The sequence below is a fragment of the Corallococcus macrosporus genome (genome assembly GCF_017302985.1).
Taxonomy (GTDB): Bacteria; Myxococcota; Myxococcia; order Myxococcales; family Myxococcaceae; genus Corallococcus; species Corallococcus macrosporus_A.
On record NZ_JAFIMU010000007.1, the window covers coordinates 2,620,447 to 2,642,681 of the forward strand.

The 22,235-nt window shown below is 70.3% G+C and carries 19 protein-coding genes; 12 read left to right on the forward strand and 7 right to left on the reverse strand.

From position 1 onward, the window contains the following. Positions 1-52: 52 nt before the first annotated feature. Positions 53-646 carry a DUF4276 family protein gene (locus JYK02_RS23225; RefSeq protein WP_207054106.1) on the reverse strand — a complete coding sequence of 198 codons (594 nt, stop codon included), beginning with the start codon at positions 644-646 and terminating at the stop codon, positions 53-55. Beyond that, the gene (locus tag JYK02_RS23230; RefSeq protein ID WP_207054108.1) at positions 643-1,806 is read right to left on the reverse strand and encodes an AAA family ATPase; all 1,164 of its coding nucleotides are present in this window, start codon (positions 1,804-1,806) and stop codon (positions 643-645) included. The genes JYK02_RS23225 and JYK02_RS23230 overlap by 4 nt, the downstream gene beginning before the upstream one ends. A 201-nt stretch (positions 1,807-2,007) precedes the next feature. Between JYK02_RS23230 and JYK02_RS23235 the strand changes: the two genes are divergently transcribed. The 8 genes from JYK02_RS23235 (at position 2,008) to JYK02_RS23270 (ending at position 11,331) form a co-directional block, all read left to right on the forward strand. Beyond that, positions 2,008-3,498 carry an acyl-CoA synthetase gene (locus JYK02_RS23235; protein WP_207054110.1) on the forward strand — a complete coding sequence of 497 codons (1,491 nt, stop codon included), beginning with the start codon at positions 2,008-2,010 and terminating at the stop codon, positions 3,496-3,498. A gap of 148 nt (positions 3,499-3,646) precedes the next feature. Next, complete coding sequence (locus tag JYK02_RS23240; RefSeq protein ID WP_207054112.1) at positions 3,647-4,384, forward strand: response regulator transcription factor; 738 nt, start codon at positions 3,647-3,649, stop codon at positions 4,382-4,384. Beyond that, positions 4,381-5,823, forward strand: a complete 1,443-nt coding sequence (locus tag JYK02_RS23245; RefSeq protein ID WP_207054114.1) for an ATP-binding protein — start codon at positions 4,381-4,383, stop codon at positions 5,821-5,823. Before JYK02_RS23240 ends, JYK02_RS23245 begins: the two co-directional genes overlap by 4 nt. Before the next feature lie 45 nt (positions 5,824-5,868). Further along, positions 5,869-7,203, forward strand: a complete 1,335-nt coding sequence (locus JYK02_RS23250; protein ID WP_207054116.1) for an efflux RND transporter periplasmic adaptor subunit — start codon at positions 5,869-5,871, stop codon at positions 7,201-7,203. 60 nt (positions 7,204-7,263) lie between these two features. Then, positions 7,264-8,010, forward strand: a complete 747-nt coding sequence (locus tag JYK02_RS23255; protein WP_207054117.1) for an ABC transporter ATP-binding protein — start codon at positions 7,264-7,266, stop codon at positions 8,008-8,010. Continuing rightward, positions 8,007-9,239, forward strand: coding sequence for an ABC transporter permease (locus JYK02_RS23260; RefSeq protein WP_207054118.1), 1,233 nt, complete (start codon positions 8,007-8,009; stop codon positions 9,237-9,239). The genes JYK02_RS23255 and JYK02_RS23260 overlap by 4 nt, the downstream gene beginning before the upstream one ends. Next, the gene (locus JYK02_RS23265) at positions 9,239-10,630 is read left to right on the forward strand and encodes a TolC family protein (protein ID WP_207054119.1); all 1,392 of its coding nucleotides are present in this window, start codon (positions 9,239-9,241) and stop codon (positions 10,628-10,630) included. Before JYK02_RS23260 ends, JYK02_RS23265 begins: the two co-directional genes overlap by 1 nt. 335 nt (positions 10,631-10,965) lie before the next feature. Continuing rightward, entirely contained in the window at positions 10,966-11,331 is a 366-nt protein-coding gene (locus tag JYK02_RS23270) for a helix-turn-helix transcriptional regulator (RefSeq protein ID WP_120529550.1), read from the forward strand. Positions 11,332-11,383: 52 nt separating this feature from the next. Here the strand turns inward: JYK02_RS23270 and JYK02_RS23275 are convergent, their stop codons facing one another. From JYK02_RS23275 to JYK02_RS23290, 4 genes are all read right to left on the reverse strand, one after another. Then, complete coding sequence (locus tag JYK02_RS23275) at positions 11,384-12,916, reverse strand: response regulator (protein WP_207054120.1); 1,533 nt, start codon at positions 12,914-12,916, stop codon at positions 11,384-11,386. Next, on the reverse strand, positions 12,909-14,960 hold the full coding sequence (locus JYK02_RS23280; protein WP_207054121.1) for a hybrid sensor histidine kinase/response regulator: 2,052 nt from the start codon (positions 14,958-14,960) through the stop codon (positions 12,909-12,911). Before JYK02_RS23280 ends, JYK02_RS23275 begins: the two co-directional genes overlap by 8 nt. Further along, positions 14,957-15,595, reverse strand: coding sequence for a hypothetical protein (locus JYK02_RS23285; RefSeq protein ID WP_242588857.1), 639 nt, complete (start codon positions 15,593-15,595; stop codon positions 14,957-14,959). The genes JYK02_RS23280 and JYK02_RS23285 overlap by 4 nt, the downstream gene beginning before the upstream one ends. A 70-nt stretch (positions 15,596-15,665) precedes the next feature. Further along, the gene (locus JYK02_RS23290; RefSeq protein WP_207054123.1) at positions 15,666-16,325 is read right to left on the reverse strand and encodes a cobalamin-dependent protein; all 660 of its coding nucleotides are present in this window, start codon (positions 16,323-16,325) and stop codon (positions 15,666-15,668) included. Positions 16,326-16,619: 294 nt separating this feature from the next. Here JYK02_RS23290 and JYK02_RS23295 point away from each other — a divergent pair, with 294 nt between their 5' ends. The 3 genes from JYK02_RS23295 to JYK02_RS23305 are packed head-to-tail and all read left to right on the forward strand — an operon-like array spanning position 16,620 to position 20,202. Next, positions 16,620-17,099 (forward strand): RNA polymerase sigma factor, encoded by a 480-nt coding sequence (locus JYK02_RS23295; RefSeq protein ID WP_014400585.1) that lies wholly within the window; start codon positions 16,620-16,622, stop codon positions 17,097-17,099. Beyond that, complete coding sequence (locus JYK02_RS23300; protein ID WP_207054124.1) at positions 17,096-17,938, forward strand: ActD-like protein; 843 nt, start codon at positions 17,096-17,098, stop codon at positions 17,936-17,938. Before JYK02_RS23295 ends, JYK02_RS23300 begins: the two co-directional genes overlap by 4 nt. Next, entirely contained in the window at positions 17,935-20,202 is a 2,268-nt protein-coding gene (locus tag JYK02_RS23305; protein WP_207054125.1) for a caspase family protein, read from the forward strand. The genes JYK02_RS23300 and JYK02_RS23305 overlap by 4 nt, the downstream gene beginning before the upstream one ends. A 48-nt stretch (positions 20,203-20,250) precedes the next feature. Here the strand turns inward: JYK02_RS23305 and JYK02_RS23310 are convergent, their stop codons facing one another. Beyond that, entirely contained in the window at positions 20,251-20,754 is a 504-nt protein-coding gene (locus JYK02_RS23310; protein WP_207054126.1) for a DUF6748 domain-containing protein, read from the reverse strand. A gap of 262 nt (positions 20,755-21,016) precedes the next feature. Between JYK02_RS23310 and dnaN the strand changes: the two genes are divergently transcribed. After that, positions 21,017-22,123 carry a DNA polymerase III subunit beta gene (gene dnaN, locus JYK02_RS23315; RefSeq protein WP_207054127.1) on the forward strand — a complete coding sequence of 369 codons (1,107 nt, stop codon included), beginning with the start codon at positions 21,017-21,019 and terminating at the stop codon, positions 22,121-22,123. The last annotated feature ends 112 nt before the right edge of the window (positions 22,124-22,235 follow it).

The following is a 22,235-nucleotide window of genomic DNA, read 5'->3' on the forward strand; positions in this document are numbered from 1 at the left end:
TCGTGACGTGAGGAGCACGGGCGTCGGTGTGACGCCCGTGCTTCGTCACGGGTCAGGGGCGCGGCGGGGCGGGAACGCCGAGCAGGGTGCCCATGTCCCGGACGAGCTTGTCGAAGGAGTCCGCGCGGCGGGCGGCTTCGAGGTCGAAGGCGCTGGTCAGGGCGGGCTGGTCGATGGTTTCGCTGTAGCCGCTGGGCATGTGCTTGCCGAGCCAGCCCTTCGCATCGCGGATGCTCTCAGGCTGGGGTGGAGCACTCAGGCTGGCGGGGAGCCCGCGCTGGCCGCGCAGGGATTCCGCGGCTGTGAGAAACCACGCTTCGTATTCACACTGTGCGACGACCACGGAGATGGTCCGGTTGGCTCGCTGCGCTCTTGCCCAGGTCAGGAGCCGTGGCCCGAGTGCACAGGGCAGGTCCTTGTCGGCATCCAGCAGGACGAGGATGCGGCCATCGTCGCCTACCTTCCGGGCCGTCAGCTCGATGGCCCGGCGCAGTTCGTCTTCCTTGACGAGCTGGCCTCGTGGGATGCGGTGCGGGAGGAGGACTTCCGGGTGGACCGAAGGCGCCAACCACTGCGTCAGGCGCCTGACGAGAATCGGCACTGCGAAAACCTCGCCGTGTCCCTCGACGATGAGTCCCAGCTTCATCCGGCGTCGTGCTCCCAGAGCTTGAGCTGATCCGTTCGAGGAATTGCCTCCCTGTCAGGAGACAGTTGGTTGGCCTTCAGCAGCTCGCCTGCCGTGTACAGGCGGTCCCGGAGTGCCAACCGGGTCTCCGCGTCGACTGGCGCGATGAGGCTGCGGCCCTCTTCTGCGACCACTGAGAGGATTTCGTCGCCCTGGATGCTTGGGTCATCGAGCAACTCCGGACTGTGGCTGGTGACGATGACCTGGGCGTACTGGGATGCATCCCGGAGTGCATCACGCAGGACGCCTGCGGCTGCCGGATGGAGCGCGGCCTCGGGCTCCTCGATGCCCACGAGTTGGATCCGTGGTTCGACCCGCGTCTGGAACAGCGCGACCAGGATGCCGAGTGCTCGGAGTGTGCCGTCGGACATGCTGATGGCCAGAAACTCCCGGTGCCCTTCTGTGCCCCCGATTTGTTGCAGGAACTTCAGCGTCTCCAGGTGACCGGCGTGGGTGGGTTCCACGCCAGCCAGCCCCGGCACGATGGCACCGAGATACTCCTCAATGCGCCGCTTCGTGGTGTCTCCAGCCTTGCTCCCCAAATGCTCCAGAACGCTGGGCAGATTGGACCCGTCACGGGCAAGGAGGTCTCCCTTGTCAGGCACCTGGAGCATTCGGAGTTGTTCTGGATTGATGTTGTAGATCCCCAGGTTCGAGAGTGCGTCGAAGATGGGGCGGAACTCCGGGAGGCCTGACGCGTTGACCAAGTAGAGGCGGTCATTCGAAGCGGGCGGCGAAACGGGCGAGGGCTTGATGAGGAGGGTGCCTGCGCGGACGTAGTACTTCGCCGCGCCTACAACGCATTCTTCTTCCTGCACTACGTAGGTCCCGAAGCCGTGACGAGCGATGCTGACGGCAAAGTGGCCGCTTGAATTGTCGGGTAGCCGGAAGTCGAGGCGAATGCTGAACTGGCCAGACCCGCCTGGCGCGCGTCGCACGAGGTTGAAGGCTCCTCCCCGACTGCGGACCGCTTGGTCCAGCGAGGTCTGCAGGGCATCCGTGATGAGCCGCAGCGCATCCAGGAAGTTGCTCTTGCCGGAGCCATTCGGGCCCACGAGGAACGTCAGCGGTCCCAGGGCGACGTCGCAAGCCTCGATGCTGCGGAAGTCACGCAGGGTCACACGCGAAAGCAGGGGAGCCCGGCGCCCAGGTGGAGTGGCAGAGGACGGCCCGGGACTCTCGGCGGAAGGCATCTGACGGTCTCCAACAGTGCGGCAGGCACTGCATCGTGCCAGTAGCATCGTGGGAGGGGTAGATCTGGTACCAGATTGAGTAGCCAGAACCCGATGCAGGACGTGCATCGTGGTCTAGCCTGGAGCCGCATGCCCATCGTCCACGACTGGCTGGCCCGGCGGGCTTCGCTCGCCCCGGAGCGCTTGGCGCTCGTTGATTCGCTTCGGGGTGGGCGGCGCATCTCGTGGGCGGAGTGGAATGACTCCGCCCACCGGACCGCGCTCTTGCTTCGCGGCCTGGGCGTGGGCGTGGGCGACCGCGTCTCCGTCCTGGCCTTCAATGGCGTGGAGACGCTGGACCTCGTGTTCGCGTGCGCCAAGCTGGGCGCCGTGCTCCAGCCGCTCAACTGGCGCCTGGGCATTGAAGAACTCCACGGCCTGCTCTCCGATGTAGCTCCTTCTGTCGTCCTCTTCGGACCGGAGTTCCGCGCTCAGGTGGAGGCCCTGCGCTCCCGGCTCCCGGCGCACTGGGTCTGCCTGACGGATCCGCTCTTCTGCTCCCGCGAGACCCTGACCGGCGCTTTGCCGTCCGTCGAACTGGAGGCGGACGCGCCCTGGGTGCTCTGCTCCACCGGCGGGAGCACCGGGCTTCCGAAGTCCGCCGTGCTCACGCATGGCTCGCTCACGGCCAATGCCGTGAACACCGTCGTCAGCTGGGGCCTCACCCGGGACGACGTCGCGCTCGTCAACGCGCCCCTGTTCCACACCGGCGGACTCAACGTGTTCGCGCTGCCCCTGGTGTACGTGGGCGGTGCCTCCGTCGTGTGCCGCGCGTTCGACGTGGCGCAGACCTTCGACCTCATCGACTCGGGCGCCGTGAACCTCGTGTTCGGCGTGCCCACCATGTTCATCGAGATGCAGCGGCATCCGCGCTTCGACGACGTGGACTTCTCCCGCCTCAAGCTGCTCATCAGCGGCGGCGCTCCCTGTCCCGCCCCCGTCTTCGAGCGCTTCTTCGCTCGCGGCATCCCGTTCCGCACCGGCTACGGCCTCACCGAGGGTGGCCCCAACAACTTCTTCCTCCCGGACGCCGTCATGCGCTCGCACGCGGGCTTCGTCGGCGTGCCCCTGTTCCAGGTCGAGGCGCGCATCGACGGTGAACAGCGCCCCGGCGACGTGGGCGAGCTGCTGCTGCGCGGCCCCCACCTGTGCGCCGGTTACTGGTGCCGCCCGGAGGAGACCGCTCGCACCTTCGTGGATGGCTGGCTGCGCACCGGGGACCTGGCCTCCCGCGACGCTCGGGGGTTTTTCCGCATCGAGGGCCGCGCCAAGGACCTGATCATCTCTGGCGGTGAGAACATCCACCCCTCCGAGGTGGAGAGTGTCCTCGCCGGCCACCCCGACGTCGCCGAGGTCGCCGTCATCGGCGTCCCCGACCCGAAGTGGGGCGAGGTCCCTCGGGCCCTCATCGTCCCTCGCCCAGGCACCGAGCCGACCCTGGAGGCGCTGGTGGCCTTCTGTTCGGGACGCCTTGCCCGGTACAAGCTGCCCCGCACGCTGCGGCTGCTGGACGCCCTGCCGCGCACCCCGGCTGGCAAGGTGGACCGGCGGGGGCTCGCCCGGATGCACGGCGAGGGCTGAATTTCAGTTCCGTTGCGCCCGTCCCCCTGAACACCCCTGGGATGTGCCGCCGGACCCTCGTTCGTAATATTTCGTCATGGGCCCGTAGCCCCCTGGAAATGTAGGGGTGAGAGGTTGCAGATCCGCCCCCCTCGCGGAGAACCGACCCATGGAGAACACCCCACGCCCCACGACCTCCGAGGAAGCCACCATCCAGGTGCTCCTCGTCGAGGACGATGAACGCCTGGCGCGGCTCACCGCCCGCTACCTCCAGGAGCACGGCATCATCGTGACCGTGTCCGCGTCCGGCACCGACGCGCTCCAGCAGACGTCCCGCCACACCTACGACGTCATCCTCCTGGACCTCATGCTCCCCGGCCGCGACGGCCTGGAGGTCTGCCGAGAGCTGCGCACCCGCACGGACGTGCCCATCATCATGCTCACCGCGCGCGGCGAGGAGGCCGACCGCGTCCTGGGCCTGGAGTCCGGCGCGGATGACTACCTGCCCAAGCCGTACTCGTCCCGCGAGCTGCTGGCCCGCATCCGCGCCCAGGTGCGCCGCGCGCGCGGCAAGGTGGGCCCCACCAGCCACCCCGTGCACGCGGGCCGCCTGGTGCTGGACCCTCGCAGCCTGAGCGCGTCCCTGGACGGCAAGCCGCTGTCGCTCACGACGTATGAGTTCAGCCTGCTGCGCGTCCTCGCCGAGCGCGCCGGTCGCGTCCTCAGCCGCGAGCAGCTGCTGGACCTGGTGAAGGGCAGCGCGGACGAGGTGTTCGACCGCTCGGTGGACGTGCACATCTTCCGCCTGCGCCAGAAGCTGGAGGTGGATCCGCGCAACCCGCGCCTGCTCAAGACGGTCCGCGGCGCCGGCTACATGCTGGCCACGGAGACCGAGGCGGAGCCGTGAGGTTCTTCCGCCTCCCCATGGGCCTGCTCCCCCGCATCTACCTGGTGGGGGTCATCCAAATCGTCCTCGTGGGCGTGTCGCTCATGCTCGCGCGCGACCTGTTGCGCAACGAGTCCTGGCGCAACCGCTTCGACGACGAGCTGTCCTACTTCCTCGACGAGTGGTCCACCCGGCGCGACGACCCCGCCGCGCTCCAGGCGTCGCTCGACCGTGCGCAGCAGCGCATGGGCATGCGGGTCACGCTGCGCGCCGCGGACGGGACGCTGCTCGGCAACACGCGTCCGGACCCCGTGCCCGCGCTCAGTCCGGAAGAACTCTCCGCCGTCACCTCGCGCGTCACGCGCAGCGGGCCTCGCGGACCCATTCCCGGGGTGGGGGGAGGCCCCGGCCGCTTGCTGGTGGTGAGCCCCTTCCCGGGCCCCATCCAGGTCTATGCCGCCGTGTCCCTGCCTCCGCCCCCGCCGCCTCCGGATGGCGACCGGCAGACGGCCATCATCGTGGGGCTGGTGCTGGCGTGTACCGCCATCACCTCCGTCGCCTTCGCGCGCACACTCGCGGGTCCGCTGGAGAAGCTGGCCAGCGCGGCGCGCGCGTTCGGCGCGGGAAGGCTGGACGTGCGCGCGGGCCTGCGCCGCAAGGACGAGCTGGGCCTGGTGTCCGAGGCCTTCGACGAGATGGCCGGCCGCATCACCCAACTGCTGCGCTCGCAGAAGGAGCTGCTGGCCAACGTGTCGCATGAGTTGCGCACGCCCCTGTCCCGCATCCGCGTGGCGCTGGACCTGGCCGCGGAGGGCGACGCGCAGACCGCGCGCGAGCTCTTGCCCGACATCACCGAGGACCTGTCCGAGCTGGAGCGCCTGGTGTCCGACGTGCTCACCACGTCCCGTCTGGAGCTGGTGACGGACGGCGCGAGCGGCGGCGTACCCCCGCTGCGGCTGGAGCGCGTGGACGCGAACGCGCTGGTGGACAAGGCCGCCGCCCGCTTCCGCTCCGCCCGGCCGAAACACCGGCTGGAGGTCCAGGTGGACGGCGCGCTGCCGGCGCTGGAGGCGGACCCCGTGCTGCTACGGCGCGTGTTGGACAACCTGCTCGACAACGCGGGGAAATATTCAGAGGCCGGCACCACCGTGAAGCTGCACGCCCGGGCGGAGGGCGGCGGCGTCCAGGTGGAGGTCCGGGACCAGGGCATCGGCATCGAGTCCGAGGACCTGGCGCGCGTGGGCACGCCCTTCTTCCGCACCGACCGCAGCCGCGCCCGCACCACGGGCGGCGTGGGGCTGGGGCTGGCGCTGGTGCGCCGCATCCTGGACGCGCACCACGGCCACCTCACGCTGGAGAGCCAGCCGGGCCAGGGCACCACCGCGCGCGTCATGCTCCCCGCCGCGGGGGCGGCGACGGACACACCGGACGGTCGCCTCGCCGTGGGTCATCTTTCGTAATAGAGACGAGATTCGCCGAAACATTTCAAAACGTAGATAAGGGGCATGAAGGCCTTGAGCGAGATGCCGCGGGAAGCGCCGGCCCTGGCGCCGGTGGAGCTGGAAGAGGACGAGGGTCGCAAGCGCGGAGTGCCGCGCTGGGCCTGGATCCTGGCGATCCTGGTGGTGGCGGGCGCGGGGGTGTTCTGGCGCATGCGCGCTGGAAGCGACGCGGACGCCGTCACCTACGACACGACCCCCGCCGAGGCGCGGAAGCTCATGGCCAAGGTGACGGCCACCGGCACCGTGGCGGCGCTGGTGACGGTGCAGGTCGGCAGCCAGGTCTCCGGACGCATCCAGGAGCTGATGGTCGACTACAACTCGCAGGTCAAGAAGGGGCAGGTCATCGCCCGCATCGACCCGCAGCTGGTGCAGGCCGCGCTGGACCGCGCGAAGGCGAACATGACCGCCGCGCGCGCGAACCTCCAGAAGGCGCGCGTCAACGCGGACGTGGCGAAGAAGCAGGCCGTGCGCTCGAAGGAGCTGCGCGCGCAGCAGTTCATCTCCCAGTCGGAGCTGGAGACGGCCGAGTCCGCCGCCGCCAACGGACAGGCGGAGGTCACGGCCGCGGAGGGCTCGGTGGCCCAGGCGCAGGCCGCGCTCAACGAGGCGGAGGTGAACCTCAAGTACACGACCATCGTGTCGCCCACGGACGGCATCGTCATCTCGCGCAGCGTGGACGTGGGCCAGACGGTGGCCGCGTCGCTCCAGGCGCCCGTGCTCTTCACCATCGCGGAGGACCTGCGCAAGATGCAGGTCAACACCAGCATCGCGGAAGCGGACGTGGGCAAGCTGCAGCCCGGCATGAAGGCCACCTTCACCGTGGACGCCTTCCCGGGGGAGACCTTCAACGGCGTCATCCGGCAGATCCGCAACGAGGCCATCACCGTGCAGAACGTGGTGACCTACCTCGCCGTCATCGACGTGCCGAACCCGGACCTGAAGCTCAAGCCGGGCATGACGGCGAACGTGACCATCGTCACGCAGCAGAAGGACCAGGCGCTCTCCGTGCCCAACACTGCGCTGCGCTACCGCCCCGTGCCGTCGCCGAACGCGCCGACTCCGGCCCAGCCCGCCCCCGCCGGCATGCGCACCGTCTACGTGCTGCGCCGCCAGCCGGAGCAGAAGCCCCAGCCCGTCGCGGTGAACGTGCGCACCGGCATGACGGACGGCACCTTCACGGAGGTGGTGGAGGGCGAGCTGAAGGCGGGTGATCGCGTCATCACCGCGGCGAACTCGCCCGCGGGCGCGACGCCCTCCTCGCCGGCTCCGTCGGGCGCGAGCCCCCTCGGTGGCGGGGGAGGCCGGGGCATGGGCGGCGGCCGTCGCGGCGGGTTCTAGGCGCGCGCGGCCGTTCCAATCACAGACACCGAGGGCAGGGGAAGGGACAGAGGCAGACCGATGGACGCGGAAACGAAGCGGGCACCCCCCGTCATCCAGCTGAAGAACGTGGCGAAGGTGTACAAGTCTGGCGACGTGGAGGTGCGCGCCCTGCGCGGCGTGGACTTCACGGTGGAGCCGGGCGAGTTCGTCTCCATCATGGGCTCCTCCGGTTCGGGCAAGTCCACGCTCATGAACATCCTGGGCTGCCTGGACCGGCCCACCTCCGGCGAGTACCTGCTCAACGGCCGCGAGGTTGCCCGCCTGGACCGCGACGGCCTGGCCCGCGTGCGCAACCGCACCCTGGGCTTCGTCTTCCAGAGCTTCAACCTGCTGGCGCGCACCACCGCGCTGGAGAACGTGGAGCTGCCCATGCTGTACGCGGGCGTGCCCTCCAAGGAGCGGCGCGCGCGGGCGAAGGAAGCGCTGGAGCGCGTGGGGCTGGGGGCGCGGTTGGACCACCACCCGAAGCAGCTCTCCGGCGGTCAGCAGCAGCGCGTGGCCATCGCGCGGGCGCTGGTGGGGCGGCCTCGCGTCATCCTCGCGGACGAGCCCACGGGCAACCTGGACTCGCGCACCACGGTGGAGGTGATGGCGCTGTTCCAGCAGTTGCAGAAGGAGGGCCTGACGCTGGTGCTGGTGACGCACGAGCCGGACGTGGCCGAGTACACCCAGCGCATCGTGGTGGTGAAGGACGGGCGCATCGTGAACGACAGACGCCAGACGCCGCACCCGGCGGTGGTGCCCGCCGAGGAGGTGGGGACATGAACATCCTGGAGACGGTCGTCCTGGCGCTGCGGGCGCTGCTGCGTTCCAAGACGCGCTCGGTGCTCACCGCGCTGGGCATCATCATCGGCGTGGGCGCGGTCATCGCCATGGTGGCCATTGGCGACGGCGCGAAGGCCAGCGTGCAGAAGGTCTTCGACGCCATGGGCACCAACATGCTCATCATCCTGCCGGGTTCGTCCCGCTCCGGTGGCGCGCGAGGCGGCTTCGGCAGCCAGCCCACCATCACCTGGGACGACCTGGAGGCCGTGCGCACGCAGCTGTCGACCGTTCGCGGCGCGGCGCCGGAGATGCGCTCCAACGCGCAGGTGTTCAGCGAGGACCAGAACTGGAACACCAGCATCATCGGCACGACGACGGACTACTTCATCGTGCGCAGCTGGACCATGGCGCAGGGCGCGCGCTTCACGGACTCGGACAACGAGGCGGGCGCGAAGGTGGCGGTGCTGGGCCAGACGGTGGTGGACAACCTCTACGGCAAGGGCTTCAACCCCGTGGGGCAGGTCATCCGCATCAACAAGACGCCCTTCACAGTGGTGGGCGTGACGGCGCCCAAGGGCCAGTCGCCCGTGGGCCAGGACTTCGACAACACGGTGTTCGTGCCGGCCACCACGTTCCGCCGCCAGGTGCAGGCGCAGAGCCTGGGCACGTACATCACCGGCGCCGTGTTCGTGCAGGCGGCGAGCGCGGACCTCACGGCCAAGGCCCAGACGGACGTGACCAACCTGCTGCGCGAGCGCCACCGGCTGGGCGAGGACGACCCCAACGACTTCGACGTGCGCAACCTGGCGGAGGTGGCCAGCGGTCAGCAGCAGAGCACGGAGACGCTGAGCCTGCTGCTCGCGGCCATCGCGGCGGTGTCGCTGGTGGTGGGCGGTATCGGCATCATGAACATCATGCTGGTGAGCGTCACCGAGCGGACGCGCGAGATTGGCGTGCGCGTGGCGGTGGGCGCCCGGCCGCGCGACATCCTGGCGCAGTTCCTCATCGAGGCGCTGACGCTGGCGGTGCTGGGCGGCATCATCGGCGCGGCCGTGGGCCTGGGCGTGGCGAAGCTGCTGGCCGCGCAGTTCGGCTGGCCCATGCTGGTCCGTCCTGACGTCGCGCTGCTGGCCATCGGGTTCAGCGGCCTGGTTGGGGTCGTCTTCGGGCTGTACCCGGCGCGCAAGGCGAGCCTGTTGGATCCCATCGATGCACTGAGGTACGAGTGATGCGCGCGCTTCCGTTGACGCTTTCGTTGTGCGTCCTGCCCGTGGTCGCGGGGGCCCAGGCGGCCTCTCCGCAGGCCCCGGCCACGCCCCCCGCCGTGCAGCAGTCCCTGTCCGCGTCCGCTGCCTCCGAGGGGCGCGTCATCACGCTGGCGGACGCGGAGACCGCGGCGCGCCAGAACCAGCCGACGCTGCGCTCGGCGCAGGCGAACACCGACGCGGCGCGGGCCCGGGTGGGTCAGGCCTTCTCCGGCTTCCTGCCGCAGGTGAGCGCCAGCGCCAGCTACACGCTGGGCACCAGCAACCGGGACGTCATCCAGGTGGTGGGCGGCGGCACCACGGGCGTGGTGTCCAACACCACGCGGCGCTTCAGCGGGAGCCTGTCCGGGAACCAGCTCCTCTACGACTTCGGCAAGACGACGGGCCGCTACGCCGCGTCGAAGGAGTCGGCGGGCGCGCAGGAGAACTCGCAGCAGCAGGTGCTCCAGGACGCGCTGCGCGACGTGCGTGCCGCGTACTTCAACGTCCTCACGCAGAAGGCCCTGCTGGGCGTGGCGCGGGAGACGCTCCAGAGCGAGGAGGCGCGGCTCAACCAGGTGAACGCGTCCGTGCAGGTGGGCTCGAGGCCGGAGATCGACCTGCTCCAGCAGCGCACCGCGAAGGCCAACGCGCAGGTGGCGCTCATCCGTGCGCAGAACGCGTATGCCACGGCGAAGGCCCAGCTCAACCAGACCATGGGCGTGGAGTCGGCCACCGACTACACCGTGCAGGACGTGACGGTGGCGGCCATCGCCGGTGAAGACGAGGTGCTGGACGCGCTGGTGAAGCGAGCGCTGGAGGCCCGTCCCGACGTCGCCGCGCGCGAGCGGCAGATCCTGGCGCAGGAGTCGCAGGTGAAGGTGACGAAGGCGGGCCACCTGCCCTCCTTGAGCCTCACGGGCAACGCGTCGGACGTGGGGGAGAACCCGTTCAACGACCCGACGCTGAGCGTGCAGGGTGGCATCCAGATGAGCTGGGCGCTGTTCCAGGGCGGGCTGGTGAACGCGCAGACGCGCGAGGCCAACGCCAACCTGCGCGACCTCCAGGCGCAGAAGGACGCGCTCCGGCAGCAGGTGCGGCTCCAGGTGGAGCAGGCGCGGCTCAACGTGGTGGCCACGCGCGAGGCGCTCACCGCCGCGGACGAGGCCCAGGTGAACGCCCGCGAGCGGCTGCGGCTGGCCGAAGGGCGCTACCGCGCGGGCGTGGGCAACATCATCGAGGTCAGCGACGCGCAGGTGGCCTTCACCAACGCCGCCGCCCAGCAGGTGCAGGCCACGTACGACCTGGCCACCTCCCGCGCGGAGCTGGCACGCGCCCTGGGCACGGTGGAGCTGAGCACCGTGGCCTCGCGGTAGGCCCCGGGCATGAAGACTGAAAACATGAGCCAACCCTGAAGGGTGGCAGTGGCGGCAGGACGCTCGAACACCGTAGGAAACGGCGGCTCCAACGTCATGGGTCACCTCCCGACAAGCCCGGAAACATGCGGGGATGCACGCCGTGGAGGCCGTTTCCAGAGGGCACTCCGTCTCAGAAGAGGCATGGGTGTCGGGCTTGCCCGGACTCTGAAAGTCCACCTCCCGCGCAGCGACCCTATGGGTGAACAATGGGAGGCTGACCCGGCAAGTTCTGTCTGTCTGCCTCTATACGTCCTATGCCGTCGGCCAAACGTTTCGGGTCGGCAAGCAAAGGCATGGACAAGAAACTCGCAACCACCATCGGCGCATCGGCACGGGTCGCCCGGGGCCGCATGGAGCTTACGCAGGCCGACGTCGCCGAGCGAATCGACGTGGCCACGGAAGTGTACGGCCGCCTTGAGCGCGGCGGCATGCTCCCCAGCGTCCAGACCCTGCTGAAGCTGTGCCACGAGCTGCACGTCTCCGCGGACGAGCTGCTGGGACTCGCGGCGCAGGGTGCGCCGCCGTCTCGCGCCAGCGAAGCCCCTCCGCCCACGCCGGAGCGTCCGGAAGTGCGCCGGCTCTTGCGCAGCGTGCGTCAGCTGGACCCCGCCCAGGTGAAGCTGCTGGGCCTGGTGGCCAACGCGCTCCAGCGGCGTTGACCCTCTTCCCCTCCCGCCCTTCCAGGGAACCCCGGACCGCGCGCGACCTCCCTCAGAGGTTCGACAGGACGCGATCCAGGTCGGCGGGCCGCACCGGCTTGGTGAGGTGCACGTCGAACCCGGCCTTCAGGGCCTGCTGGTAGGCCTCCGGGTCGCCGTAGCCGCTGAGCGCCACCAGCCGCAGGTTCTGCCCCACGCGCGCGCGCAGCGTCCGGGCCACCTGGTAGCCGTCCAGCCCCGGCAGGCCAATGTCCACCAGCGCCAGCTCCGGCGCGTGCTCCAGGGCCAGCGCCACGCCCTGCACGCCGTCCTGCGCCACCGCCACCTGGTGACCCCACAGCTCCAAGAGGTCGCGCATGGACTGGCGCGCGTCCGAGTTGTCCTCCACCAGGAGGATGCGCCGCGCCCTGCGCGTGTCCAGCACGTTGGCCCCCAGCTTCCGGGGGATGCGGTCCTCGGGGAGCAGGGGCAGCCGCACCACGAACTCGCTGCCCTGGCCCAGGCCCCCGCTGGTGGCGTCCACGCTGCCGCCGTGCATCCGCACCAGCGTGCGCACCAGGGTGAGGCCGATGCCCAGGCCCCCGCGTGAGCGCTCCAGGGACGTGTCCGCCTGGGCGAACAGTTCGAACATGGCGGGCAGCTTCTCCGGCGGGATGCCGATGCCGGTGTCCCTCACCCGCAGCACCGCCTGCGCGCTGCCGTCCACGCCCTCCTGGAAGAGGTCCACGGTGACGGTGCCCTGGTCCGTGTACTTGGCCGCGTTGTCCACCAGGTTGGTGAAGACCTGCTCCAGGCGCGTGGCGTCACCCTCCAGCCACAGCGGCGTGCGCGGCAGGTGGACCTCCAGCTTCAGGCCCCGGGACTCCACGCGCGGGCGCAGGATGGAGAGCAGCTGCTGGAAGCTCTCCGTCAGGTTCACCGGCTCCGTGCGCAGCTCCACCTTGCCCCGGGTGATGCGGCTGACGTCCAGCAGGTCGTCCACCAGCCGCGCCAGGTGGTGCGTCTGGCGCTGGATGATGCCGTGCATCCGCGCTTCCTTGGTGTCCGAGGGCGCCTTGCGCTCCAGGATGCCAATGGCCGTCATGATGGCGGCCAGCGGGTTGCGCAGCTCGTGGGCCAGCATGGCCAGGAACTCGTCCTTGCGCCGGTCCATCTCGATGAGCTGATCCGTGCGCAGCCGGGCCTGCTGCTCCGCGTGGCGCAGGCGCAACAGCGAGCGCACCGTGGCGATGAGCTCCGAGGGCTCATAGGGCTGGGTGAGGTACGCGTCCGCGCCGCCCTCCAGGCCCTGCACCTTCTTGTCCGGCGTGACGAACGTCGCGGACGTGTGCATCACCGCGATGGCGGCCGTGGCCGCGTTGGCCCTCAGGCGCGCGCAGACCTCATAGCCACTGATGTCCGGCAGCTTCACGTCCAGGACGATGACGTCCGGGCGGTGCTCCTCCGCCATGAGGAGGGCGGCCATGCCGGTGGCCGCCTCCAGCACGTGGTAGCCGGACATCTCCAGGATGCGGTTGACCAGGTAGCGGTTGGCCTCGTCGTCGTTGACGTTGAGGACCGTTGCCAGACGCGATTGCTCAGCCACGGGGGTTCACCTCACGCAGCTCCCGGTTACCCCCAAGGCCTGCCTTGGACAGTGCGTCGCGAATGCGGGTGATGGCCACCTCCCGGCTGAGCGTGTGCTTGGCCAGGATGGCGGACGTCTCACGCGCCAGCCGCTGGCGCTCCGACTCCTGCAGCTGGTGGGACGTGTGCAGGATGATGGGGATGTCGCGCGTGCGCGGATCCGCCTTCAGCTCGTCCAGCACGTCGAAGGCGGTGATGTCCGGCAGCACGAAGTCCAGGAAGATGAGGTGCGGGGCGTTCTCCCGCGCGATGCGCACGCCCTCGCGGCCGTTGGATGCCTCCAGGAGCTGGAAGGGCGTGTCCTTGAGCAGCTGCTTGAGCAGGTAGCGGTGCACGTCGTCGTCGTCGATGATGAGCAGCCGCTCCACCGGCCCGGTGCGCGCCATGGCGGCCAGCTTCTTCTGCAGGCGCACCTCGTCCACGGGCTTGAGCCAGAACTCGTCCGCGCCCAGGGCGCGCGCCTTCTGCTCGCGGTCCGTCACGGTGACGACGAGGATGGGGATGTCGCGCGTCTGCTCGCCGTTCTTCATCTCCGCGAGGAAGCTCCAGCTCGTCTCGCCCTCCAGCATCACGTCCAGCACCATGGCGGCGGGGCGCACGCGCTGCATCACCTTGCGCGCGTCGTCCACGGTGCGCACGGGCAGCACCTGGAAGCCGGAGCGCGCCAGGTACTTCTCGTAGAGGAACAGCGTCTGGCGGTCGTCCTCCAGCACCAGCACCGGCGCGCGGCCCGGATCCAGCTTCTCGCTGCGCTGGGTGAGCCCCGTCATCTCCGACACTTCCGGGTGGACGCGCGGCAGGGTGATGACGAACGTGGCGCCTTCTCCCAGCTTGCTCTGCACGGTGAGCGTGCCGCCCAAGAGCTCCGTCAGCTTGCGCGCCAGCGGCAGGCCCAGGCCGGTGCCCTTCACGCGCCGCTGCAGGTGGCTGTCCACCTGGATGAACTCCTCGAAGACGCGCTCGTGGTTCTCCGGCGCGATGCCGATGCCCGTGTCCTTCACGGTGAACACCACCGTGTCGCGCGGGCCCGGCGCGGCGGACACCGTCACGGAGCCGGACTCCGTGAACTTGAGCGCGTTGGAGACCAGGTTGCGCACCACCTGGCTGAGCTTGGACTCGTCCGTCTCCAGCTCCAGCGGCTCCGGCGAGTCCTCGAAGTTGAGCGCCACCGACGAGTCCGGCGGCAACAGGGGCCGGGTCATGCCGCGCAGCGCGCTCAGGAGGTCGGACACGACGAAGCGGCTGTGGCGCAGCGTCGTCTTGCCGGACTCCACCTTGGACAGGTCCAAGAGGTCGTTGACCAGCTCGAAGAGGGCCTCCGCCGAGCCGCGGATGAACTGGACCTGCTTCTCCTGCTCCGGCGCGAGGGTGCCGTTGAGCGGGTTGAGCAGCACCTTGGACAGCCCAAGGATGGAGTGCAGCGGCGTGCGGAACTCGTGGCTCACGTTGGCCACCACGCGGCTCTTGATCTCCGAGGCGCGCTGGAGGCTCTCCGCCTTCTCGTCCAGGGCCGCGTGCAGGCTGCGCACGCCGCGGTTGGACTCCTCCAGCTCGCGGTTGAGGCGGGTCAGCTCCTCCGCGCGGCGCTTGAGCTCGTGCTGCTGGCGCTCCGTCTCGCGGTGGAGCGCGGACAATTCGCCCAGCGTGGTGCTCACCTGGGTGAGCGCGGCGCCGTAGTCCTCCGGCACCAGGCTGCCCACCAGGGCGATGCCGCCGTTGTGCGGCCGGGCGCGGAACGCGAACGCGGCGGGCTTGTGGTCGCGCTGGAGGATGAGCTCCCAGCCGTCCACGGCCTCGTCGCGCGCCTGCACGAGCAGCTTCTCCACCTTGCTCTCGCTGCCGGGGCTGGCCAGGCTCTTGAGCGACTGGCCCGGCTTCACGCCCAGGATGCGCGTGGCCCGTTCGTCGCGCCAGACGATCGTGCCTTCCGCATCGCAGGCCAACGCCAGCTCGCGGCTGAGGGACTCGAAGATCCCGAAGGCGCGGTCATCCTCTTGCATCATGAATGTGTCTCCTCCCACGAAACAGGCGTTCGTGCGAGCAACGTTCGCGCTTCCGGATGCGCGCTTCCCAGGACGGCCTTTAGCGCGTCCAGGCATTGGAGAAGGTTCAGGGGCGAAAGCCCCCGCTGGGGCCAGAAGCCCGCGTACCACTGGAGGTGGGCGTCCCACAGGTCCGTGCGGTCCATCGCGAGTGCGTCCGCGAGATAGGACAACTGGAGGTGGACCTCTTGTTCCAGGCGGGGCCGGCTGCCGGGCGGCAGCGGGGCCTCCAGCCGCCGGACGGCCGCGCTGGTGATGACGGCCAGGTCCTCCTCCAGCCGGTGGGCGGGACCGTCTTTGTAGCGCAGCGCCTGACGGGCGGCCTGGACGTAGACGCACGGCTGCGAGTCCGGGCCGAAGCCCTCCGCCTGGAGGGCGCGCAGGAGCCCCTCGAAGTGCTGATCCAGGTGCAGCGAGCACATGCCGCGCGTGACGAGCAGGGTGCGCAGCCAGCGCGCGTAGTCCTCCAGGATGGCGGGGCGGGACGCGTCGAGCGCCTGGACGAGGTAGCGCACGTGGAAGACGGCGTCCTCGTCGCCAAAGCGGCGGGCGCGCTGGATGCCGTAGCGCGCGGTCCAGAACGGATCTTCGTACAAAGCTTGAACAGAATTGGAAGCGAGGGACGCGGTCCGGGCTTCCACCTGATGGCTCACGTTCGACATGGTGTCAGACCCCGAGCGTGCGGCAGGTGGTGGAGACCAGCTCGCGGACGCTCTTGCCGAAGAAGGTCACGGCCAGCTCCTCTTCGAGAACGGGACCCCAGTCGAAGGCGAGCCCGCCCACGGCGATGGGCAGGGACGGGGACACCTCGCGCACCTTGCGCACGGCCTCGCGGACCTGCGGCATGTGGAAGGGCATGGTGACGGAGAGGGCCAGGAGGTTGGGCGGGGTCTCGCGCACCATGCGGGCCAGGTGATCCGCGGGCACGTTGGCGCCGAGGAAGCGCACGTCGAAGCCGGCCATCTCCAGGAAGTCGCTGGCCATGCGCGCGCCCACCTCGTGCAGCTCGCCCTCCACGCACGCCATCATCACGATCTTGCCGTTGGACGGGTCGCGGGGCAGGTGGCGGTACAGGTGGGCCAGGACGTACTGGGAGATGGCGGTGGCCAGGTGTTCCTGGGCCACGGAGATGGTGTTCTCCTGCCAGAGCCGGCCGATTTCGTACTGCGCGGCCTGGATGACCTCCAGGTGCAGCTCCTGGAGGGGGATGCCGCACAGCAGGCCGTCATCCACGAGCAGGCGCAGGGCCTCCTGACGATTTCCGGAGAGCTGCGCGGCCAGGTACCGCGCCCGCAGCGTGTCGATGGCAGGGGTCGATTGGATCACGAGAACCAGGGCGGTGGCGGACGGGGCAGGGTAGGGAGCTTCCGACTTTCGTTAAACCCTGGAGCGTCCGACCGCATTGGTAAGTGAACACTTATCGCTGCTGGGGGGCAGCCGGCTGCTTTTCTGCTTGCAGCTCAAGCGAACTCCCGGGTGGGCGGCGGGAAGCCGGGATTTCCCCGGCCCGGGGTGGCCGGGATGGGGGGAAACGGGGTAGGGACGCCGCTTTCTTCAAAAAGGCCGGTGACAGATTTCGGGGGCACCGGTGTTCCCCTGGCCAACCGGGAGGCGCGTGCGGTGTCCGTCGATGTGGAGGCCTATTACCGACGCTATGGCCCCCAGGTGCTCCGGCGCTGCCGCTTCCTGCTGCGCGACGAGGAACAGGCCGTGGACGCCATGCATGACGTGTTCGTTCAACTGCTGCGCTACCAGGCCGCCCTGAAGGACGCGGGGCCCTCCAGCCTGCTGCACCAGATTGCCACCCGGGTGTGCCTCAACCGCCTCCGCGGCGCGAAGCGGCGCCCCGAGGACCGCGACGACGAGCTGGTGCTCAAGATCGCCGCGTCCGGCGACACCGAGGCGCGCACCGCCGCCCGGGGCCTCCTGGACCGGCTCTTCGGCCGCGTCCCCGCGTCCAGCCGGGACATCGCCGTGCTCCACCTGGTGGACGGCATGACGCTGGAGGAGACCGCCCGCGAGGTGGGCCTGTCCGTGTCCGGAGTGCGCAAGCGCCTCCGGGCCCTGTCCGCTGTCCTGCAGGAGCTGGAGGCCGCATGACGTCCCCCCACCGCACCCCGGACTGGCTGCTGGAGCGCATCGCCCTGGGGGAGCTGCCCCCGGACGAGCTCGCCGCCGCCCGCGACCGCCTGTCCCGCGAACCCGATGGCCCCGCGCGCCTCGCCGCCCTGGAGGCCGACTCGCGCGCCACCCTGGAGGCCCTGCCCCCGGACCGCGTCGCCCGCGAGGTGAAGGCCCGCTTCGCCCGCGCCAGCGCCCCCGCCGCGCCCCGCGCCGAGGCCCCGCCCGCGCGCCCTTCCTGGCGCTTCCTGCCCGCCCTGGTGCCGGTGCTCGCCGCCGCGACCCTCTTCGTCCTCGTGCGGCCGGGAGCGTCGTCCCAGGAGCAGGAGGCGCGCGACCCCTGGTCGGCGACGGGGAGCACCCCCGGCGTCCTGGAGCCCACCCGCAGCAAGGGGCTCCAGCCCCGGCTCGACGTGCACCGCCAGGCCGCCACCCGCACCGAGCGCCTCACCGACGGCGCCCCCGCCCAGGCCGGTGACGTGGTGCAGCTGTCCTATACGGCCGCCGGCCACGCCCACGGCGTCATCCTCTCCGTGGACGGCCGGGGCACCGTCACCCCGCACCTGCCCGACCCGGGCGACACGTCCGCGCAACTGGAGCGCGGCGGCACGCACCTGCTGCCCCGCGCCTACGAGCTGGACGACGCCCCGGGCTTCGAGCGCTTCTTCCTCATCACCGCCGACGCCCCGTTCGAGCTGGACGGCGTGATGGCCGCCGCGCGCGTCCTGGCCGCATCCCCCGAGGCGCGCACCGCGCCGCTGACCCTGCCCGCGGGCCTGGGCCAGACGTCCTTCCTGCTGGAGAAGCCCTCCCCATGAGAGCGCTCGTCATCCTCCTGTTCGCGCTGGGCGCGATGTCCTCCGCCCACGCCGCGGAAACCGGCGCCGTGCGCCGGCTGGCCCTGTTCGTGGGCGTCAACGACGGCGGCCCGGAGCGCGTGCGGCTGCGCTACGCGGAGACCGACGCCAAGGCCTTCGCCCTGGTGCTGGCGGAGCTGGGCGGCGTGCTGCCCCAGGACCGCGTGCTGCTCATGGACGTGGACCGCGCGGGCGTGCTCGCCGGCTTCGACCGCGTGCGCAAGCTCGCCGAGGGCGTCCGCGCGTCAGGGGCCCGCCGCGTGGAGGTGCTGCTGTACTACTCCGGCCACTCGGACGACGAGGGGCTGCTGCTCAAGGGCCAGCGCCTGGACTACGGAGAGCTGCGCCGCTCGCTGGAGGGACTGCCCGCGGACGTGAGAATCGCGGTGCTGGACTCGTGCGCGTCCGGCGCGTTCGCGCGCAAGAAGGGCGGCGTCGCGCGGCCCGCGTTCCTGGTGGACTCCGGCATCCAGGTGAAGGGCCACGCCATCCTCACCTCCTCCAGCGCGGACGAGGCGTCGCAGGAGTCGGACCGGCTGGGCGGCTCGTTCTTCACGCACCACCTCCTGTCCGGCCTGCGCGGCGCCGCGGACGTCACGCACGATGGCCGCGTCACCCTCACGGAGGCCTACCAGTTCGCCTTCCACGAAACGCTCGCGCGCACGGAGCGCACGCAGGGCGGCGCGCAGCACCCCAACTACGACATCGAGCTGGCCGGCACCGGTGACCTGGTGATGACCGACCTGCGCGCCACCACCGCGGGCCTGGTCCTCACCGAGCCGCTGGAGGGCCGCCTGTACGTGCGCGACGCGGTGGGCACGCTGGTGGTGGAAGTGCAGAAGGTCTCCGGCCGCGCCACCGAGCTGGGCCTGGCCCCCGGCGCCTACCGCGCCCGGCGCGAGTGGGACGGAGGCGTGTCCGAGGCTGCCTTCACGCTGAAGGAGGGCGCGCGCACGCCGCTGTCCCCCGGCGACTTCCTGGGCGTGGGCCACGAGGCCACCGTGATGCGCGGCGGCGGTGGAGGCAGTGCTCCGCTGTCCCCGCAGGGCCGTCAGATGCTGCCGGTGAACCTGAGCCTCGTGCCGTCCATGAGCACCAACACGCTGAGGGCGGGCCGCGCGCTGGTGGAGAACCGCTTCGCGCTGGGCGTCGTCAACGGCGGCGCGGCGCTGGGCGGCGGGCTGGCGCTGGGGCTCGCCGGCAACGTGTACGACGCGGAGGTGTCCGGCCTGGCCATGGCGCTGGGCTTCAACACGTCTGGCGCGGACGTGTCCGGCGCGCAGCTGTCGCTCGTCACCAACGTGGCGGGCGGCGCGGTGCGGGGCGCGCAGGCGACGCTGGGCCTCAACGTGTCCAACGGCGACGCGAGCGGCGTGGGCCAGCTGGCCCTGGGCGCGAACGTGGCGCGCGGCGCGCTGGGCGGCGTGCAGGCGGCGCTGGGCGCCAACATCACCACGGCGGACGCCACCGGGTTGCAGCTGTCACTGGGTGCCAATCACGCGAACGGCACGATGAAGGGCGTGCAGTTCACGCTGGGCGTCAACTCCGTGGCGGCGGCCGCGCGGGGCATCCAGGGCTCCGTGCTGCTCAACCGCGCGCCGTCCCTCACCGGACTGCAGCTGGGGTTCATCAACGTGGGCGGTGACGTGTCCGGCATGCAGCTGGGGCTCATCAACGTCGCGGACACGGTGAACGGCATGCAGCTGGGGCTGGTGAATGTCTCCGACGAGGTGAACGGCGTGCCGGTGGGCCTGTTCACCTACGAGAAGAAGGGCCAGCTGCACCTGGAGGTCTACGGCAGCGACGTGCAGCTCACCAACCTGGCGCTGAAGTTCGGCGGTAGGTACTTCTACACGACGCTGCTCGCGGGCCTGGGCCCGGACGACCGCTTCCAGCGCTTCAGCCTGGGACTGGGCCTGGGCGGGCACATCCCGCTGGGCTCGCGTTTCTGGGCGGACGTGGACGTCGCGGGCAGCCAGGTGCTGTCCACGCGCGCTCCGTTCTCCGGCAGCACCAACAGCCTGCTCACACAGGCGCGGCTCATGCTGGGCTTCCAGGTGATGCCCCGGCTGGCCGTGTTCGCCGGGCCCACCTACAACGTGGCGTTCACCTGGGGCGAGCCGGAGTTCGCGAAGCTGACCACGCTGCCGGTGCGCTCGCACAACTTCGACGCGAACACGCGCATGCAGCGCTGGCCCGGCTTCCAGGTGGGGGTGCGGCTCTGAGGCGCTTTGCCGGGACCGCGCGGGACGCGGTCCCAGGCCCGCGCCACTTCAGCCGACGAGGCGGGTGGCGCGCAGGACGACGGCGTCGCCCGCGGGGCCGGCCTTGAGCCGCTTGTCCAGCGAGCCCTCCACCTTGAGGCCGGGGCCGCCCTTGGCGGCGCGCTGCATGAGCTCCCCCAGCTTCGCGTCGTCCCCGCCGGTGACGGCGCTCAGGTCGATTTCGTGAAGGGTCTGGAGCTTCTTGTCCGGCGCGTCCGCGCTGAACAGGTCGTAGTGGTCGCAGGGCGGCGCGAAGCAGCGCTTGCCGTTGTCCTTGACGATGTAGACGGTGCTGGTGGTCATGGTGGCGTCTCCGGTTGAGGGGGTGGGGGCGGCCGTGCCGGGCTCGTCCGCGGCACCCGCGGGCACGTTCACATCGGTCCGCTTCAGGTCGGTGGGGGCCGCCGCGCCGGGCACGTCGCCGGAAGGCTGCGCGGTGGGGGAGGACGGCGTGCTGCACGCCACCGGGCCGAGCACGAGCACGGCGGACAGGATCAGGGAGCGGGCGTTCATGGCGACTCCGGAAGGAGGACGGGTGCCCTCCTTCAACGCGGGAGGGGCACGGCCAGGTCCACTCTGCCCGGCCGCGCGCCCGCCCACCAGGGCAACAGGGGCCTTTTTCCTCCATGTCCCACCTGGACACCCGGACAGTCCGGAACCGGGCGGATCATGTCCATAAAGGGGTGCCAAGACGGTGGTAGGGGCCATCCGTTCGTTGTACACCCGCGCCCCAAGAGATCGGCCTCCGGGGCCGTGACCTGTAAGGACGCCCACGATGGAATTCCGCATCGCCGCCGACGAGCTGAAGAAGGCCCTCTACCGCGCCCAGGGCATCGTGGAGCGCAAGACGACGATGCCCATCCTCGCCAACGTGCTGCTCACGGCGAACAAGGGCAGTATCACCGTCACGGCCTTCGACCTGGACATCGGCATCGTGTCCGAGCACGCCGCGGACGTGTCCAAGCCGGGCGCCGTCACGCTGAGCGCGAAGTACGTCTTCGACATCGTGCAGAACCTCCCGGACGCGGAGGTCACGCTCAAGAAGCTGGCGAACAACTACGTCGACATCTCCTCCGGCTCCGCGCACTTCAAGATCGTCGGCATGGCCGCCGAGGAGTACCCGAAGCTGCCCAAGGAGGAGAACGCGCCGCTGGTGCAGATCTCCGGCAACGTCCTCCTGGAGATGATCAAGAAGACCCAGTTCGCCATCTCCAGCGACGAGACGCGCTACATCCTCAACGGCGTCTTCTTCGAGCCGCAGCAGAGCGGCAAGGTCCGCATGGTGGCCACGGACGGACACCGGCTGTCGCTCATCGAGCGCGAGATGTCCGGCGACTTCAAGCTCAAGAGCGGCGTCATCATCCCGCGCAAGGGCCTGATGGAGTTGAAGCGCCTCCTGGACGAGGCCCCGGACGCGGAGTGCCACCTGGGGTTCGCGGAGAACTCGGCGCTGTTCAAGAAGCCGGGCCTCACCATGGTGATGCGCCTCATCGACGGGCAGTTCCCGGAGTACCAGCGCGTCATCCCCAAGGAGGGTGAGAAGGTCGTCCTCGTCCCCAAGGTGCGCCTGCTGGAGGGCCTCAAGCGCATTGCCCTGCTGTCCGCGGACAAGAGCAACGCCATCCGCATCGGCCTGGAGAAGGGCAAGCTGCTCATCACCGCCAGCAACCCGGACCTGGGTGAAGCGCGCGACGCGCTGGACGTGGACTACAAGGGCAACGACATCACCATCGGCTTCAACGCCCGCTACCTGATGGACGTGCTGGGCGTGACGGAGACGGACGAGGTCAGCTTCGAGCTGGGCGACGAGCACAGCCCGGGCGTCCTGCACGGCCCCGGCGACCGCAGCTTCACCGCCGTGGTCATGCCCATGCGCGTCTGAGCCGGGCCCTTCGTCCACCTTCCCACGTCGGGAAGGTGGCACCGTTCCTGGCCTGACGCTCCGCGCCAAGGGGAGGCCTGCGCCCGGCGCGGCGGGTCCTTATGATGGGACC

What these genes read in the sequence shown, in the direction of transcription:
- JYK02_RS23225 (WP_207054106.1), bottom strand. Translation starts at nt 646, where the DNA reads ATGAAGCTGGGACTCATCGTCGAGGGACACGGCGAGGTTTTCGCAGTG.
- JYK02_RS23235 (WP_207054110.1), top strand. Translation starts at nt 2,008, where the DNA reads ATGCCCATCGTCCACGACTGGCTGGCCCGGCGGGCTTCGCTCGCCCCG.
- JYK02_RS23240 (WP_207054112.1), top strand. Translation starts at nt 3,647, where the DNA reads ATGGAGAACACCCCACGCCCCACGACCTCCGAGGAAGCCACCATCCAG.
- JYK02_RS23250 (WP_207054116.1), top strand. Translation starts at nt 5,869, where the DNA reads ATGAAGGCCTTGAGCGAGATGCCGCGGGAAGCGCCGGCCCTGGCGCCG.
- JYK02_RS23255 (WP_207054117.1), top strand. Translation starts at nt 7,264, where the DNA reads ATGGACGCGGAAACGAAGCGGGCACCCCCCGTCATCCAGCTGAAGAAC.
- JYK02_RS23260 (WP_207054118.1), top strand. Translation starts at nt 8,007, where the DNA reads ATGAACATCCTGGAGACGGTCGTCCTGGCGCTGCGGGCGCTGCTGCGT.
- JYK02_RS23265 (WP_207054119.1), top strand. Translation starts at nt 9,239, where the DNA reads ATGCGCGCGCTTCCGTTGACGCTTTCGTTGTGCGTCCTGCCCGTGGTC.
- JYK02_RS23270 (WP_120529550.1), top strand. Translation starts at nt 10,966, where the DNA reads ATGGACAAGAAACTCGCAACCACCATCGGCGCATCGGCACGGGTCGCC.
- JYK02_RS23280 (WP_207054121.1), bottom strand. Translation starts at nt 14,960, where the DNA reads ATGATGCAAGAGGATGACCGCGCCTTCGGGATCTTCGAGTCCCTCAGC.
- JYK02_RS23300 (WP_207054124.1), top strand. Translation starts at nt 17,096, where the DNA reads ATGACGTCCCCCCACCGCACCCCGGACTGGCTGCTGGAGCGCATCGCC.
- JYK02_RS23305 (WP_207054125.1), top strand. Translation starts at nt 17,935, where the DNA reads ATGAGAGCGCTCGTCATCCTCCTGTTCGCGCTGGGCGCGATGTCCTCC.
- JYK02_RS23310 (WP_207054126.1), bottom strand. Translation starts at nt 20,754, where the DNA reads ATGAACGCCCGCTCCCTGATCCTGTCCGCCGTGCTCGTGCTCGGCCCG.
- dnaN (WP_207054127.1), top strand. Translation starts at nt 21,017, where the DNA reads ATGGAATTCCGCATCGCCGCCGACGAGCTGAAGAAGGCCCTCTACCGC.